General features: G+C 41.7%; 15 protein-coding genes. 2 read left to right on the forward strand and 13 right to left on the reverse strand.

What is annotated here, in order from left to right:
* Window positions 1–110: 110 nt before the first annotated feature.
* From MHH63_RS18370 to MHH63_RS18420, 11 genes are all read right to left on the reverse strand, one after another.
* Window positions 111–755 (reverse strand): hypothetical protein, encoded by a 645-nt coding sequence (locus MHH63_RS18370; RefSeq protein WP_076107537.1) that lies wholly within the window; start codon window positions 753–755, stop codon window positions 111–113.
* A gap of 144 nt (window positions 756–899) precedes the next feature.
* On the reverse strand, window positions 900–1,421 hold the full coding sequence (locus MHH63_RS18375) for a flavodoxin family protein (protein ID WP_076184300.1): 522 nt from the start codon (window positions 1,419–1,421) through the stop codon (window positions 900–902).
* Window positions 1,422–1,442: 21 nt separating this feature from the next.
* Window positions 1,443–1,904, reverse strand: coding sequence for an FMN-binding protein (locus tag MHH63_RS18380; protein WP_076301289.1), 462 nt, complete (start codon window positions 1,902–1,904; stop codon window positions 1,443–1,445).
* Window positions 1,905–1,995: 91 nt separating this feature from the next.
* The gene (locus tag MHH63_RS18385; protein ID WP_341171898.1) at window positions 1,996–2,574 is read right to left on the reverse strand and encodes a TetR/AcrR family transcriptional regulator; all 579 of its coding nucleotides are present in this window, start codon (window positions 2,572–2,574) and stop codon (window positions 1,996–1,998) included.
* A gap of 66 nt (window positions 2,575–2,640) precedes the next feature.
* Entirely contained in the window at window positions 2,641–4,722 is a 2,082-nt protein-coding gene (locus MHH63_RS18390; RefSeq protein ID WP_280752696.1) for an alpha/beta hydrolase fold domain-containing protein, read from the reverse strand.
* 207 nt (window positions 4,723–4,929) lie between these two features.
* Entirely contained in the window at window positions 4,930–6,471 is a 1,542-nt protein-coding gene (locus MHH63_RS18395; protein ID WP_445321770.1) for a glycoside hydrolase family 32 protein, read from the reverse strand.
* A gap of 103 nt (window positions 6,472–6,574) precedes the next feature.
* Window positions 6,575–8,059, reverse strand: coding sequence for a glycoside hydrolase family 68 protein (locus MHH63_RS18400; RefSeq protein WP_341172010.1), 1,485 nt, complete (start codon window positions 8,057–8,059; stop codon window positions 6,575–6,577).
* Between the two features lie 138 nt (window positions 8,060–8,197).
* Window positions 8,198–9,475, reverse strand: a complete 1,278-nt coding sequence (locus tag MHH63_RS18405; RefSeq protein ID WP_076301291.1) for an ABC transporter substrate-binding protein — start codon at window positions 9,473–9,475, stop codon at window positions 8,198–8,200.
* A gap of 29 nt (window positions 9,476–9,504) precedes the next feature.
* A complete protein-coding gene (locus MHH63_RS18410) occupies window positions 9,505–10,701 on the reverse strand; it encodes a response regulator transcription factor (protein WP_076301292.1) in 1,197 nt (398 codons plus the stop codon).
* Between the two features lie 5 nt (window positions 10,702–10,706).
* Window positions 10,707–12,488 (reverse strand): cache domain-containing sensor histidine kinase, encoded by a 1,782-nt coding sequence (locus tag MHH63_RS18415; RefSeq protein ID WP_341171899.1) that lies wholly within the window; start codon window positions 12,486–12,488, stop codon window positions 10,707–10,709.
* Between the two features lie 209 nt (window positions 12,489–12,697).
* The gene (locus MHH63_RS18420; RefSeq protein WP_339247647.1) at window positions 12,698–13,480 is read right to left on the reverse strand and encodes a helix-turn-helix domain-containing protein; all 783 of its coding nucleotides are present in this window, start codon (window positions 13,478–13,480) and stop codon (window positions 12,698–12,700) included.
* A gap of 209 nt (window positions 13,481–13,689) precedes the next feature.
* On the opposite strand from MHH63_RS18420, the gene MHH63_RS18425 reads away from it, so the two are divergent.
* Window positions 13,690–14,055, forward strand: coding sequence for a VOC family protein (locus MHH63_RS18425; protein WP_051491055.1), 366 nt, complete (start codon window positions 13,690–13,692; stop codon window positions 14,053–14,055).
* A gap of 101 nt (window positions 14,056–14,156) precedes the next feature.
* On the opposite strand, the gene MHH63_RS18430 is transcribed toward MHH63_RS18425, so the two are convergent.
* Complete coding sequence (locus MHH63_RS18430; protein WP_076184292.1) at window positions 14,157–15,362, reverse strand: MFS transporter; 1,206 nt, start codon at window positions 15,360–15,362, stop codon at window positions 14,157–14,159.
* 192 nt (window positions 15,363–15,554) lie between these two features.
* Between MHH63_RS18430 and MHH63_RS18435 the strand changes: the two genes are divergently transcribed.
* Window positions 15,555–16,127 carry a TetR/AcrR family transcriptional regulator gene (locus tag MHH63_RS18435; protein ID WP_076184291.1) on the forward strand — a complete coding sequence of 191 codons (573 nt, stop codon included), beginning with the start codon at window positions 15,555–15,557 and terminating at the stop codon, window positions 16,125–16,127.
* 333 nt (window positions 16,128–16,460) lie between these two features.
* Here the strand turns inward: MHH63_RS18435 and MHH63_RS18440 are convergent, their stop codons facing one another.
* The gene (locus MHH63_RS18440) at window positions 16,461–17,339 is read right to left on the reverse strand and encodes an SDR family NAD(P)-dependent oxidoreductase (RefSeq protein WP_341171900.1); all 879 of its coding nucleotides are present in this window, start codon (window positions 17,337–17,339) and stop codon (window positions 16,461–16,463) included.
* Window positions 17,340–17,497 lie beyond the last annotated feature (158 nt).

The following is a 17,497-nucleotide window of genomic DNA, read 5'->3' on the forward strand; positions in this document are numbered from 1 at the left end:
ATATGAATGAATTCATCAAGCAAGGATCTACTCTTTGAATGTCAAAAGAAAAAGAAACGGCATTTCTGCCGTTTCTTTGGGTTATGGATGGTCAGGACTCAGAGCCTGTTTTACTCCAATCCATGTTCTTTGCGGATGTTATACATGCCTTGAACAAGCAGTTCGGATGGATCCCGGTTCAATTGCAAATGAGTCAGCAACAGATGAAGCGGGAATGCGCATACGTTATTCCCATCGGTGATCGCTGGAAATCCAGCCTCGAAGACTGGTCCCAATTTCTCGTTCCATGCCAGCCCGACATGCACTTTTTCTGGAGCAAATTCTTGGGTAATTTCCTCAATACAAAGCGGAACTAACACATTGTCAATGATCCCTTTTGCTTCTTCTTCACTTGCTGGTGGTTTTGGAAGTGTTTTGCCTCCCTCAATTTTCATCAGCTCAACGAAGAATGAGGCCATCCATGCTGCCGGATCCTTACCCGACTGGAATCTTGCAATTAACTCGCGCAGAAAAAATCCGCAGGAATACACCTGATCTAATTCAGTTTTCACGTGAAAAACAAAAACAGGGCCGTAGGCTTCCATGTTCAATACTTGTCCTTCAACATCTTTAAAGTGTACTCTCAACGCTACAAGGCCGTTATGGTGAACAGCCTTTAGCAGCTGCGCCATATCCTCTTCAGACATTTCTGTATTATCATTTACTTCCTCATTCTCATTTGTTATTTCATTTTCATTAGTCGTCTCATTGTTCATTTTATAATTCCCTCCCATACCTATCATACCATCTAGCGAATTGAAGGAACACTTTATAATAGAACAATTTCTACCAGATTGCAGAGAAAACAAAAAAAACGGCAGCTTTGCCGTTTCTCTGTTCGTCTCGCTGGAGCTTAAAAGCTAGGTCATATCCCTTACTTTCTTCACTATTTTTCCAGTTAACTGATTAATATCGCCCTCATTTAACTTATAAGCTGAGGTATCTTTACGTGCAGGTTTGTGATCTGCTGATATCAGATCTGCGATATGCTGCTCGATGAATACAACAGGGTCTGCTCCAGTTCTTTTTCTAAGCTCCCCTGGCACCTTCGGATTTGGACCGTCAGCTCCACCATTGATTGAAAGGTAACCATACTTTTGCGGATTTTTCTTCAAGTACTCTAAATAGGCACGGAGCGGTGTGGCCACTTTCCCCATCCAAACCGGTCCAAAAAATAGGATAATATCATATTTTCCTATTTGCTCAGGCTTCGGTTGAACCAACGGTATCCTGTCAAAAATCATATCAAAGGTAATCCTACCGAGTGTTCGGGGTTTAGCTTCCGAGATTCGGATATATTCAGCCGACAACGCTTTCGCCACACTCCTTGCTAATGCTTCATTATTACCTGTGAATGAATACGAAATGACTGCAATGTTCATATAAATTCTCCTTAAAATGAATTATTTCGTCTCCGCCTGCAGTAGGGCATTTTCGAGTGCCTTAAGATGTGTTTTAGAGGTAAGCGTTGCCCCGCTGATAACGTCCACCTGAAGAGACTGCGATTCAATCACATGACCAAACAAATCACCAATGCTTAGCCCACCCTTCAGTTCAGCAGGGTTCCCTGTTTTGTCCAAGGCACCTTTGAGTATTTTGATATCTGACAGCCGTCCAGCAGATATTGTGGCCTTCACCTTGGTATCTCTGGAATGATCTTTGATGCCAATGTATTCCCCCACATAGCTGCCCTCCCGCAGTTTCTGTATATCTATGGCGTGGATAGTAAGCTGCTGAACTTCATGCCTTCCCGGAGCAGATAAGAGAATACCACCTATCCAACCTATGACTGTAATCCCGCATAGAATGCTGAGAACAATAATCCATTTATTGAATTTTCGCTTTTTTCCTCTTCTCTTACTCACCTGCTTGCCTCCTTCCTTTTGCTTTAAAATTTGAATGAATATTTAATTATTCATTCATTTTACAAGAAAAAAAAACTGCACCATAAGTGTATTAGGGGCAGTCTGTCAAACCCTTCATAATTAGTTCCAGCATATTGTCCAAGAGTTGTGGAAAATACTCCAGCCCGATTTCTTCCTTGTGGGTTTCCACATTAATCATTGCGCCGAAGATCATCATAATCATTTTACTATCCATATCGCTGCGCATTTTACCACCGGCTTGCCACTGCTTAATGATTTCATGGAAGCTATCATACAAGAAGTCGTTTACCTGAATGTTGGTTTCTTCCCGGTACAACTGTTCGATTTTTGCGAAAACACTTTTGTTATACCATTCCTTAAGAATGGGGTTGGCTATCATACCTTCCAAATTAAGCACCATCATCTGCCGTATTAGTGCTAATGGGCTTTGGCTCATATCGAGCGATTGCATACAGCTTTTTTTGAGCTTTTCGTTTTCCTCTAAAAAAATATCCATAAAAAGCTTTTCCTTAGAGGGATAATAGTTGTAAAAACTTCCTACAGCTATTCCAGCCATTGTGGTAATGCCAGAAACATTCGTGTCTTTAAAGCCTTTATTGCTAAATAGCTCTTTCGCACATTCGTATATCTTTGTTTTTTTGTCTTCCACTTTTCGTCTCTCCGTGAATGAATAATTATTTTTTCATTCATATCATAGTGTTAACAGCATAATATGTCAATGCACAAATAGATCACCAAAAGCATCAACATCCTTAGCCGAACCAATGCCGCTGTTATATTCCACCCAGCCCTTACGCCCCTCACCATCATTGTCATTGACCAATAACGAAAATTTCAGCTTCATTCCTGGCTTCACCTGTACATCGTCGGATTTTAGTTCACGCCAGGGAATGGCTAGTTCGTAGCTGGTTTTTGAATCTTTACGTTCCACGGCATATTGTAATTCTATAACATCACCCCAATTAAACCCCTTTGGTGCCAACCAGCACCATTTGAGTAATTCGCCCGTATCTCCGCGAGCCACACCGAGTTCATGGTACTCAGAAGGCACCGTTCCATCCCCGTTGGCAATGCCAATTCCAATCTGGATGCTGTCCCCACTCCAGATGGCATCTCCTGATGCTGACTGTGCATGATAATCATCGATAACTTCTACCCCAAGGTAAAGATTGTCGGCATCCCATGCTAAGGAACCCTTGGCGCTGAGATCCTGCTCTCCTTGCCAGCCCATGATTTTGACATCCTTCATATCAAAGGGAGCTTGATTCCCCCAGTCCGACAAGTTGCCATCGATTTGGACAGGCGGACTGAGTTTCGGCAACAGAAGCACGTTAGAAGAATCAACTGCCGATTGCAATAAGGTACCTATATCATTAAAAACTTTAAGCGAACGCTGGCCTCTTGCCAGCTCAGGAATCTCAAGACGAACGCTCTTACCCGGCTCCAGATTTTCCACAGTTGAAGTATAAGTACCTCGGGTAGATCGTCCCGTCTCATAATCAGCTTCCACTGAACCGCTGAAATTGCTTGTAGATTGATTGGTAACATCCATATGGGTTTTTATCTCTTTGGCAGACTCCTCATAAAAAGTCTCGTAATACACTGCCAGCGGGTCGATTACGTTGATATTCATAGTGAAGCTTGATGCCGCTGTAGGCTCTGCACCCCGAGAGACGAACAGCGAATCGTTTCCGCGCACCAAGCTTTCCGGAACCTGTATCCACAGCGAACCTTCTTCTTCTCCACTAAGCAGCCATCCCTCTGGCAAATCGATATTAAGCGGCTCCTTCGATGCGCTGCGATAAGCTTCAGGCAGCTTAATATCAAAAGCAGAACCAGAAGCAACCGTGATCCCCGAATTTTCCGGAAGACTCGCAAGGTCCGAACTGTTCATGACATTCCACAGAAAATGTGCTGTCGTCTCCATAATTTCATCGATGTATTTTTCATTTTTATAATCATGTCCGACTCCCTCCAGCGTGAGCAGATTATGATAAATACCTTTCTCTTTCAATTGAGCGGCTAGGTCAACACTTTGCTGGTACGGCACCATTTTATCTATCGTTCCATGAATAATTAGGACAGGCGGCAGCTTGCTGTCAGCACTTCTTGTCAGTTCACCACCATAAATATCTATAATGGAAAATACAGACTTAACTAGGGAGGGATCTTTTGCTAAGGATAGATTCACAAAGTTCATGGCCAGATGACCTCCTGCTGAATCTCCGCCAATAACTATACGTTCCTTGTTCAATCCATAAGTCTCCGCATGCTCATTAATCCATTTGATCACATCGTTTATATCCTCATTCGCATCGTTAAGTGTGCGAGTGAAATTGAAAAACGGATCTTTTTTTAGCCTATAATCAATAGTGAGAACAGCATACCCCCGTTTCGCCAGGCCTTCGGAAAAATCTGCTGCATCAGACTTATCCCCTCCGGTATAACCTCCGCCATGAATAAAAATAAATACTGGCCTCTGCTTGGTTTCATCTCCAATGGGCTGGTACAAATCGAGCTTCAGCGGTTCTTCAGCATCCGTCTCGTTTTTCTTACTTGCATACAAAATATCGTGTTTCACTGTAACTTTATATGCGGGATCCAAGTACTGCACCGGAGTTTCTCTGTTATTTACAGTAACGTTAGCCATTGTTGTGTTAGTATCAACAGTACTCGTAGGCAGCACTTCCTGCACTTGCTTCTCCGAGGCGCTGTTATTTTCCCGGTGATTCAGCAGCAACCATGAACCTAATACAATAAACAGAATAAGAACAACATAAATAGGCCTTCGCTTCATTAGGACAACCTCCCAGAATGATTTTGAAACCAAAAAAGTAACGTGATGCCAATAACCTCATTCTAGAATTCAAGATAGCGTTTAACAATTATGTATTCCTTCGTGAATTAGGTTTAATATTACGTACTTATAATAAAAAAAGAGGACATCCATAGGTTGGAGTGCCCTCTTATTGCGCAAGAATTAGAAAAACTCTGTATATTCATTCTAATCTTTGCCAAAATGCTTAATTACAACATTATTAAAAATCGCGGTGCCACCTTCAGAAAACAAGGTAATGCCTTGATCCTTTATTTCCGGGAAGATTTCATTAGAAAATACAATTTCACCATCATCTATAAAAACTTCAATACTTGTTCTATCCACAAGGATCTTCAGATGCACTTTTTTCTTGTTCACATCAAAGGGGGCCTTGCTTTCAAGATATCTGTCACTCTCATCAGGTTGTCCAGTGAAGGCTCTATTAACATAAGAATATTGTCCTTCAACAAACACTCCTACGTCCACGTGGCGCGTCTTATCTGCGGATTCACGAAGTCTTAAGCCTACATTGGTAATCTCTGACCAAGATAGATCTGCATCGAGCTGGTAATTTTCGCCTGTGATATCAAGTGTTGACGAGCCGTTCACTTTTATTTGTTGCAAGGAATCCGTTGAAGTTACCATTTGATCTAATGCTTCGATGGGCTGTGATACTAACTGATACGACTGCTCTTCATCTCGTGTTAATTTTATTTGACGCACGATTGAATCCATTCCGTTAAAACCTTCGTTAAGATTGGGGGTAACATGAGGGTAATCCCAATTATTCATCCAGGCCAAAGCATATCGATGATTGTATTGATCCTTGTCCTTTCCTTCTTCAAAAGTTACAGCACCATACCAATCAAATCCATAATCTAGCCACTGTGGTTCATGATGATCCGCGATAAATTCATTCTCATTAAAATCTCCAGTCCAGTAGGCATACGTGTTAGGTTTACCTATCGACTTACCATTTGCACTGACCCCAAGAACCCATTTATAAGTGCCATCATTCGCCCGCATCATATAGAAGTCAGGACACTCTACAATTCCGATATTTTCTGTTTCGAAGCCGCTTGTGTAGTGCCAATCTTTTAAATTGTCAGACTCGTAAAAGCCCACTTTCGTACCTTCGGCTAGCGTCATCACCCATTTATGAGAATGTTGATCCCATATTACCTTCGGGTCTCTGAAATCTTCTGTGCCCGGATTTGGCAAAATAGGATCATCACTATAAGATTTAAACGTCAGCCCACGATCCGTACTGAACCATAAATATTGTTCTTGCTTCCCCCCCTCTGCAGAGGGCTGTGTTAAAATCGCCACAATAGCCCCTTCGCCAAAACCTGCTGTATTGCTATCGTCAACAACAACAGATCCTGACCAGGGATCACCATTGGGTGTTGTATATTTTGGAATCGCAACGCCTTCATCTGTCCAGCTCACCAAATCCGTTGATGTGGCATGTCTCCATTCTGTACCATTTCCATCCGGGTAATCAGCATTATAGAGATAATAGTAATGATATTTACCATCAAAATAAATGGGTTTTTGCGGATCGTTTTTCCAATGCTCAGGTACAGTGAAATGATAGCTAGCCCGAGTGGTAGGTTTATGATCAGGAACGTCGGTCCCCGGCTTCTTCTTCTCTCCAGCGTCATAAGTTACTAATACTATCGTCACAAAACAAATTAAACAAAGGATTAATATAGTGATTCCTATCATTTTTTTCTTATTCAAAATATACCTCGCTTTTTTCACATTGCTAATCTCAGCTTATAAAAAGAAAAGTAAACGCCAACTACATTGGCATTTACTTTGTAAATGATTAATACGGTTTGTTACCTTTAAGCGTCAATTGCCCTTGTTCCAAAATGCTGTTCGGTACAACTGAAGTCTTGGAGCCTTTAATATTCAGCACAAAGCTTGGGGCAAAAGTGGAATGATGATCCCCAAAGTAACCTCTATTCGTCATGTAACTTGTGATGACTACATTATTCCCTTTCGCTTGCGGAATCGCAAAGTGAGCATAAGTCCAGGTAATATCATAAGGATTAAGATCTTGATGGAGGACAATTCCTGTACCATTTAATGGTTTATACGGTCCGGTTAAAGAATTAGATACGTACCCGAGCATATAGATGTCTTCATCATCAATGCCATCAATGAACATTTTAGAACCTCTTGAGCTTGTGAACAGATACCACTTGCCATTCAATTTAAATATGTTCGCACGTTCAATTTCATCTGTCACGGTGTTGGAGGCAAGTAGCGGCTTCATTTCTTTTTTGAATGTATAATCATTATTTAATTCAATGATACCGAGCGCACCATTCGCGGTTTCCGCAGATGTTTTGTCAGCACTGCTAAGTAATTTCTTTTTCTCCGCTTGGAAGAAGGCATTGCTATTACCATAATAAGCTTTGTTAAAAAGAGAGTCTTCACCCTGGTAACCCGTAGTTGTCCCTGTATTTGCTTCAAATACAAGATACTTGTGGCCTTTATCCTCCACATAGTGAGGATCTCTTAAGGTATGATTATCGTCGTAATCGCCTTTGCTAAAACCGGTGATATCAACACTTTGATAAATTTCACCTTGATTACCGTCATAGATGGATTTCATATCTTCTACGCCATCAATCTTAAGGGTATCCCCATCCGGGGCAGAGACATTAATTTGAGCTGTAGTTAAAGTTTGTTTCCCGTAAAATCCGCGATCTGGATCCCAAGGATGACGATTAGTGTAAAACAAGCGAACTTTGCCATCAGATGTCATGGTTGCTGAACCGGACCATTCTTCGGCTTGATTGTTTAAAACATAATCATCAGGAACAAGTTTGTCACTATCCTTAAACACTCTGCCGGCATTCTTCCAGCTGCTGATAGAGTTGTCTCCTTCTTTCTTATAGAACAAATAAATAAATGTGTCTGATCCATTATTAGGGTCGCCCGCCAGACCAAAAACAATTTGATACCCCTTATAACTGGCTACAGTTCCATCTGCATTTTGCAGCGGCCAAGTATCCCAAACATCCATTTCAATTTTGTTTCCATTCTCATCGAACTTAATGGCTGCAGGAATGTTCTCAATCGTTGAAGCATCAAATTTTGGGACTTGGAATTGTTTACTATTTTGTTGTTTGGGTAATTTCAACATGTCAGCGCGAGTGATATGAGAGAAACCATAGTCATTGTACTCCGGCTTGTTCGGCTTGTTATTTCCTTTCGCAAAGGTTTGAGTAGCTCCACCTAACATTAAAGCAGCTGTAAAGGTTAGGATTGTTGTTTGTTTAATCATTTTCTTGAAATTCATCATCTAACTCCTCTTATACTTTAAATTTGGGTTTCGATCTTCCTTTGTGCTGTTCCCCTTTTAAATTCTAATGAAGAGTAGACGTTATGAGTATGTCGTAAATTGATGCATTTACAGGGTTATATTGATTTGGTTTTATTACTTCACATGGGTATCCCACGATTTTTGAAGTTCTTGAAGCAATTGATCCCGATTAATTTGCTCTCCTACATAAGCTCGCATAAGATAGCCAAACTCCTCTCTTGCTCTGGGAGGGAATTTGAACCAATTCCAAGATAAAGTTTTCTGTTCATCGACGTATCGCATAAGATCTTTTACAAGCGCTCCCGAACGGTCCGTCTCTATATTTTTAAAAGCTGAAATAAAATGAAAGCGATCCTTCATGAACTTTTTCCCTGTTTCCGAGGAAACCATCCAGTTCAAAAACTTTTTGGCTTCCTTCTTCTTTTCTGGCGAAGATTCTTTATTAACAGCCCAATTATTAGATACCCCTACTGGCAACGCATTGTTTTCGGCACTATCATTAATAGGCATGGGTAAAAAACCGATATTCATATTCGGCGATATTTGATCAATTTTAGACTGAACCCAATTCCCTTGTTTTAGAATCGCCGTTCTCCCTGTTGCAAATAACTCAACTTCCGAATTATAATCTGTTGTCAAAAAATTTTCGTTACCATATTGTACGGTCAAATCCAGCATCCGAATGACATCTTTAACTTCCTTATTCGCTCGAAAAGATTGTGTTCCGTTGTTTAACCCTTGAATAAAAGCATCCGGGTCCTCCTGTTGTGCAATAGCAATATTCAACAGGAGTACAAAAAACCAATGATCGGAATACCCAACAGAAAAAGGAGTCACACCTATAGCCTTCAGCTTTTTCGCCGCCTCTTTTAATTCCGTAAACGTTGTTGGGAGAGGAGTAATCCCAGCCTTTGCGAATAAATCCTTATTATAAATAAAACCGTAGCCTTCAAAATTGATCGGCATCCCGTATATTTTCCCGTCCATCTTCATCGGTTCTAGCGCCTCGTCATAAGCCTGTTCCACCCAAGGTTGATCTGATAAATCCTCAAGATATCTACTCCATGCCTTCGCTTCTTCATAACCGCCATTTGGAAAAATATCCGGACCAACATTGGCCGCAAACCTCGCCTTTAGCTCATCAAGGTAGTTAGCTCCCCCGCCAAAGGTTAGAATTTCTACGTTAATATTCGGGTTTTCCTTTTCATATTCCTTAACCATCTGCTCGAATTCTATAGAGATTTCCACTTTAGGATTCAGTACCTCCAATGTGACTGCCTTATCCGCTACCTTCAAATCTGCTTCCTTCAGTGGACGTGTATGCGCACCACATGAAGAAAGCGTTAGCGTAATCAACCCCACGATAATCATTTGAACCCTTTTTATTTTCATAATTCCCCCAGATGCATTCAACAATGAACTTATGTACTGGCTATCCTGACTTCCGCGTCTATTTCTCTTGCTCCCTGTGAATTACGATATTCAGCAGGCGTCATACCGACGTTTTTTTTGAACAGCTTAGAGAAATAAATCTCATCTTGATACCCTAGCTTTAAGGCAATCGAGTACATCTTTTCATCCGATTCTAGTAACCACTGTTTCGCTTGATTTATTCGTAAATGAATGACGTAGTTAGTAAGAGTCCTCCCTACTTCTTGCTTAAATCTCCGCGAGATATGTTCTCGGCTCAGAAAAAAACGGGTGGATAATTTGTCCAAACTTAGCTCTTCCATATAATGCTCATCAACAAATGCGACAATATCATTCATACGCCTAACATCATCTAAATCCGCCAAACGATGGATTGCTCTAAAATTTTGTTCAGCCATAGACCTTTGTACAGATTGAAAAGATAACGATATCTCTGCGAGCGATTGGATGGAGGGGCCACTAACCAAACGAACAGGTATATCAAAATGCTGGGTAATCCATTCCTCTATCGGGAAAAGCTGTCCATGAAGGGACAGAATCACACAGACATTAGGATCATTTTGAAGCGTAAATGCATTTCCCCACTCCCGTGTAGCCAGCTCTTCGGTCAAAAGCTGAATGTATGGCTCCGAATAATGAGATTGGTAAAAATACATCATGGTGAAGTCGTATACTTCTGCCTGTGGGAGAGCCGAGGCAATTTCGCCTGCATCAAAAGCTTCACCGTTACAAGCAGCAGTAATCTCCCTGTTTAAGCGAAACATTTTTACCTCTTCATAAAATCCGGACTCCATATTGCGACGTTCTCCCTCTTCTTGTTCCCAGGCTCTCAACGCCCCTTCTAAAGTTTCATTCAGCATTTTCTCTTCAATTGGCTTCATCAAATAATCAAAGCATCCCAGCTTAAACGCTTTACGCATGAAACAATAATCGTCAAACCCTGAAATCATAATCACTTTTCCCGGATAGTCTTTAGCAGCCAACCACTCGATTAACTCCATCCCGCTATTTTTGGGCATTTTGACATCTGTCATTATGATTTCTGGAGATTTCTGCTCAATCAACGCCTTAGCCTCGAGACCATTTCTGGCTTCCAGCACTTCGGTAATCCCGTATTGTTCCCACCGTCCCAAAAAACGGATGATTTTTCTAACATTAGACTCATCATCTACAATAAGAGCTTTCATAAACGTTACTTCTCCTTTAGGTAGAGTGGAATTACTAGCCGTACAGTGAACCCTTGTCCCTGCATCGAATCTAGTTTGATTCCCGCTGTCTGATCGAAATGAAGAACCAAGCGATCATGAATGTTTTTTAACCCGATATGCGCAAAAGAAGGAATGCCTTCGTTAACCGATGTGTAGAGATTATTTTTTAATGCCTCAAGTTCATCATCCGTCACGCTGTTTCCGTTATTTTCTACGACTAGATTCAAATATTCACCTTGTATTTCACCATAAATATGGATGTAAGCTTGTTCATAGCCCTCGTCATAACAGTGCTTAAAAAAGTTCTCAACGAGCGGCTGCAAGATCATACTAGGAACCGGAATATCAAGAATATCTTTAGGTACATCAATGGAATAGCTAAAATCAGTCTGAAAACGTTCCGCTTGAAGATTCAAATAAGCCTGGACATAATCCACTTCGCTTTGAAGCGTCGCCTTCTGATCCACACGAATTGAGTACCGCATCATCTTGGATAAAGAGGTAATCAGTTGATATACTTTTGGAGATTCAGAGAGTAGGGCAACAGCAGCAATGGATTGTAAAGAATTAAATAAAAAGTGCGGATTGATCTGCGACTTTAGCGCCCTATGCTGATTTTTCCTGTTCTCTATCTCAAGCTTATACTCCCGGTCAATATGACGGTTGATCCGATTCATCATCTCCTTGATATGTCTTTCTAGAATACCGATTTCGTCCTCCCGCATATCGTCGAATGGGGCATTCATATTCCTCCCCTCGATACGCTGGACTTTTTGACTAAGCAGTTTTATCGGCCGTGTAAATCCATAAGAAATGATTGTTATCATTATCAAGCCCAGTCCACCTACAACCACACCTACGATGATGTTTGTATAGGCAGTTTTCCTTACATCTTCAAATAAAAAAGAACTCGGGGTTACCTTAGCAAAATGCCACGCTTTTATCGGTTCCTGCAATGTTCTAGTAAACACAATATCTCCTTCTGGAGATTTAGTATCTGCCTGTATCGGACTTATTTTCCTTTGCAGTTCATCGGGAACGGTTTTGCCTATCCATGTTTCATCACTTGCGTAAATGACATGATTCTCCGCATCGGAAAGCCATACGCTCTCTTTATTTTTCTGTAGAAAATGATTAGCGATATGAGTAATCTTGTCCAAATCAATATCTATAGTGATGACGCCCAGAAATTCCTGTGTTAGGACATCCACAATTTTGTGATGAACCGTCAAGACCATCGTTTTATCCGAAGGAGGCATAATGGAGGTATCGTTATAGTTCTCAATCGGATGCGGAGCTTCAATAAGATCATTGCTATTAGAGCTCATCAGCTTCTGAATGGAAGCTTGCTGTAATAAATCCGGATTCCTTTTACGGGAACTTAACATGGCATTATAAACTGTAAATGAGCTTTTCCCTTCATTTATGAATAAACGGATCTGACGAATTTCACTCCTCATGAGATAGAAGTTAGTCATACCCTTATTAATTTCAAGCTGCTTGTAATAAAAATCTTCTTCTAACCCTTCTTCAAACACCCTGAATAAGTCTGGATTTCGGTATAAAATATATGGAAGATTAATGATTTCATCAAAATATTGCTCTAGATCGGCTGACGCCTGCTGAATTTGCTCTTGGCTGTTCTCAAGTTCATGTCGTTCCACATTCTCTTTCGTCTGCCGATAGATCAACAACACGGATAAAAAATACGGTAGAATTATAAACACAAGCAGCAAGAATAATAAGCGCTTATGAATGCTTTTCAAATAAATACTCCTCTGTAAAAATTTCGGTTTTCAGCAAAAAATCTAATATCAGGTTTTATATTTTCACAAATATCCAACACAAAATCAAAATACTTGTTGCTGAGCAACAAGTATTTTTGCCGGATCAATATATGACAAACGCCAATCGTTTATTACCCAAATTATATCCATATGAAACAACCGTAAAGAAATTTCCGCAAATTAATCAGCTATTTGAAGATTGAAATAATTCCCTGCACAATGGGTTTCCAAAGATGTGGATATTCTTGCTCAATTAACTTTCTTACCTCCTCCCCCTTGATGTCGTTGAAATTATTATCTTGAGTAATAAAGGTATAAGCACCTTTTACGGTATCCCCTATAGCTATATGCCCGCTTGCATATCCACCCATTGCAATATGGGAAGCGATAGAGAGACCACCCAAGGAGAACATACCTACAGCTAAACCTCCAACAGCAAATATCCCCAATGCTATTCCACCAACGGCCATTGTACCCGCCGCAATGCCCCCAACGGCTAACAAAAGCCCTAGAGCCAGACCTGCAAAACTGATGAGTCCTAAAGCAAGCGCACCTAAACATAATCCGCCCAAAGCAACAATACCAATGGATACCGCACCAATCGCAACATTACCTATGGCAATAACCCCTTTGGCAACGTATAGCCCCCGCCCGATATGGATATGAACCAGAGGAATTCCAAAGCATGTTCTCTTACTTTTGTACTCATAATGAAACAAGGAATTCAGATCTACATATACGGGGCTTGCGACATGCTCTGCTTTGGTATCGCTTGAAGCATCCTTCACCAGATGATCCAAACTTACGTGAAATAATTCACTTAAACTAATCATCTTATCCATTTCGGGATAGGATTGACCTGATTCCCACTTAGACACGGCTTGCCGCGAAACACCAATCACCTCCGCTAAGTTCTCCTGGGACATTCCTCTCTGTTTCCTATAGCTTTGCAATTTATTTGCAAAGTCCATTCGCCATCACCTCATGCTCATCATATTATAACGTTCTGTAATTGACTACCTATCTACCCTTACATACTGTCAACCACTGGTTGCACAGCTGATTTTGCGGGCTTTTATCCTCATTAAACGTTCTTGATTTCCTATTCTCCCTGTTTCCGGGCAAGATGATAGCGTATAATATACGATATAGAATATTCATCAGAGGAGACTATAAAACCATGAAATTGAGTATGAATTGGATTACGCTTCGGGTCCGCGATCTGGAGGCTTCCCTTCATTTTTATAACCGGATACTGGGGCTACCCATTGAGCGTAGATTTGAGAGCAGTGGAAAACAGATCGTCATGTTAGGTCTGGAGGGGCAACCCAAGATCGAGCTTATTCAGGGAAGTGACCCGGCTTTGAAGCCGGAATGTGGCGTTTCTGTGGGTTTCGAAGTGGAGTCACTTGATGAAGCGATGGAGAGTTTAAAAAGCCAAGGTATCCCAGTAGCGCGCGGACCAATCGCACCCAATCCCCACCTGCGGTTCTTTTATATCCTGGACCCGGACGGGTTTGAGGTGCAGTTAGCAGAGCATAACTAACGTTTATCAAGCGTTATTACCTCAAAAAGAAATAGACCGCCCTAACCAAAGGTAGCGGTCTATTCTGCCGTAAGCCTAACCCCCACTCTTAAAGCAAGGATTTATTCAACAGCTTTAGTTGATCTTTTTTCAGTGAAAAAGTAAACCAAAGCCAATAGCGGCAGGATCACTCCGATGAGTGAGGCGAAGGTCCATCCCCCATAGGCATAAGCCCAACCACCCAAAGATGATCCAACGGCTCCACCCACGAAGAAAATCGCCATAAAGATCCCATTAAGACGTCCCCTCGCTTCACTTCCCAATGAATAAATCACACGCTGTCCGAGTACAAGATTTCCGGATACGGCCATATCCAATGTAATCGCGGAAATAAAGAGCAGGATGAGAGCAAAAGTTGAGTGGCTATGGAAAAGATGAATTAGTAAAAAAGACAAGGTGGCAATGATCATGGCCAGCCCGGTTAACCATTTGCTCCAACCTTTATCTGCCAGTCTTCCAGCAATCGGCGCGGCTACAGCCCCACCAACACCTACTAAAGCAAACCATGCGATACCTTGCTGCGACATTCCAAAATCATCCGCCAACCGCAACGGAACCACCGTCCAAAAGAGACTAAAAGCTCCAAATAAACAAGCTTGATATAAGGCACGTCGGCGCAATATAGGCGTTTGTTTTAAAAGGGTGCCTAAAGAGACAATTAATTTACTATAGCTTACCGAAGGTGCAGGTTTACGTTCAGGAAGAAATCGCGACAGCAGAATGGCTAACAACGTGATGACGACCGCTGAAAAAATAAAAACGGCTTGCCATCCCCAGATGCTGGTGATAAAGCTTGCCACGGGCCGGGCAAACATAATACCAAGTAAGAGTCCACTCATAACATTACCAACCACACGCCCACGCTGCTCTTCAGACGCTAAATAGGTGGCATAAGGCACCAGGATTTGAGCTACCACAGAACCGGTTCCTATAAACAAAGATGCTGTCAGGAACAAAGGCGCATTAGCTGCGAAAGCTGCAACCAGCAATGCACCCACTGCAACCATTAACGTGATTATCGTGAGACGCCGATTCTCAACAATGTCACTCAGCGGCACGATAAATAACAAACCTACAACATAACCGATTTGAGTTAAAGTGACGATCAAGCCTGCGGCTGTAGAAGAAAGTCCTGTCGAGACACTGATAGGTCCGACAAGGGTTTGAGCATAATAAAGATTGGCCACGATAAGCCCGCATGCCGCTGCTAACATAAACATCATCCAACTTGATATGTGGTTCTCTTTCGCCGCTTGTTCTTTTTGCATGTGAATCCTCCTCAGATGATCATAATAATTTAAATACTATACGTTCAGTTCACTAATTCATGTTTAAATAATATACTGAACGTATCGTTTTGTAAATAGGCGATGGTCATTTATTTTTCCGGATTTTTTTAGTATACTGAACGTATAGTTTATATTTTGATTGGAGACAGATTAACGAAAGGGTGATTTCAGATGGAGAGTAAACGAGGACGTCCGCGTAATGTTGAGACGGAGAAGTCTATTCTTTCCGCTTCCTATGATTTGTTATTGGAAAATGGTTTTGGAGCAGTTACGGTGGAAAAAATAGCGGATCGTGCCAAGGTCAGCAAAGCTACGATATATAAATGGTGGCCTAACAAGGCTGCCGTGGTGATGGATGGATTCCTATCCTCGGCTGCGGACAGACTGCCCGTACCTGACACAGGTTCAGTATTCGATGATATTCTCATGCATGCAACGAACTTATCCCGGTTCCTGATTAGTCGAGAGGGTAAAATCATTACGGAGATCATTGGCGAAGGACAGATGGATTCAGGCTTGGCGGAAGCTTATCGGACCCGATATTTCCAGCCTCGCCGGCTTGAGGCACGGCTGCTTATGGAACGAGGTGTTCAGCGGGGGGAATTGAAGGATAATCTCGATATTGAAGTTGTTACCGATCTTATTTACGGGCCGATATTCTACCGCTTGCTGGTGACCGGCCAACCCATAGACGATGCTTATGTGCAGCAGTTGGTGAGATACGCTTTTGAAGGAATACGGTAACTAACGGTAACTGTAAAATAGACCGCCCTCTCTCACAAGGGATCGGTCTATTTCTGATCGTAGTACTAAAAAATGTCGGACTGGCGGAAGGTTGAGATACAACGGACCGAGGTGCTCTTATTTTCTCATTATGGGGCATTTTCCCAAGCTATCGGACTCCTACGCACTTATCTAGTCTTTTCAAAGCAAAATACTGCTACTGGAGAGGAAATAAGTGCGCTACGGTCCGATCACTCGACTAATTTCACTAAATAAAGAAAATAAGAGCTATACAGTCCGCAGGATCATGAATGGGTGATTCGAACGGACATGAGGTTAGTTTCACTAATTAAATCAGTTTCCAAAGAAACCTTTCTGCTGCAAAATGTCTCGCGTATCGTTCCATAATTTATTTTCCATTACCTTATCTCCTCCCGGTTGTACGGGTACAATGGGATTGCCTGTCCCAACGTTAAAATATCCCCCACTGCTCTCTTGATACTTAGGATCGGTCATTAAACGAATAATGATCTCCGCTCCTTTACGAGGATCGCCAATACGAAAGAAATTCAATAAGTGCTTAAGCATCGAAGAAAACCAAAGTTCACGCCCGAGACCTGTAACGTTAAAACCCGGATTCAATGCACGAACACTGATTCCCGTTCCCGCCCAGCGGCGTGCAAGCTCACTGGTAAACATAATATTTAACAGTTTGGTTTTCCCATAAATCTCAGAAGATCCTCTGGAAGTAAAAGAAGCTGTATTGAGCAAATCTTCTGGCAACTTTAGCACTCCATGACGGCGTGAAGCTTCTGAAGCAACATTTATGATTTTTGCACTTCCTGCTGCTCTCAAAGAACGTTCTAAGGTTTGCGTCAATAACCATGGTGCAAAATAGTTCACAGCCATCATTTCTGAGAATCCATCGGCAGTTATCCGCTGTTCAAACCCATGAAGCCCTGCGTTATTTATTAACACGTCTATCTTCGGAAAAACACTAGATATTTCTTGTCCTAACCTAGTGACATCCCTCATTGAGGATAGGTCTCCGTAAAAAAAACTAATTTCGGCTGCTGGTACGCTCTCCTTTATCATTTTTCCAGTTGCTTCCGAACGCGTTTTACTCCTTGCAGTCAGAACAAGATGGGCACCTCGCTTAGCCATTTCAAGTGCAACGAGTTGTCCCAAACCGCTTGTAGCTCCAGTAATTACAATAATCGGCTTTGTCATCATCTACATTCTCCTTTATATCAGGAATTCATCAGGGGCAATTTCATTTTGACAGCGTATTGTCCAAATCATATAATTGATATATATCAACTATATGTTGATGATTGACATATGTCAACTAAATAGATGTATGACAACTTTAAAATACAAGGTTAGGTGGT

Origin of the sequence: Paenibacillus sp. FSL H3-0310, from assembly GCF_038002785.1 — a bacterium.
GTDB lineage: Bacteria > Bacillota > Bacilli > Paenibacillales > Paenibacillaceae > Paenibacillus_AQ > Paenibacillus_AQ odorifer.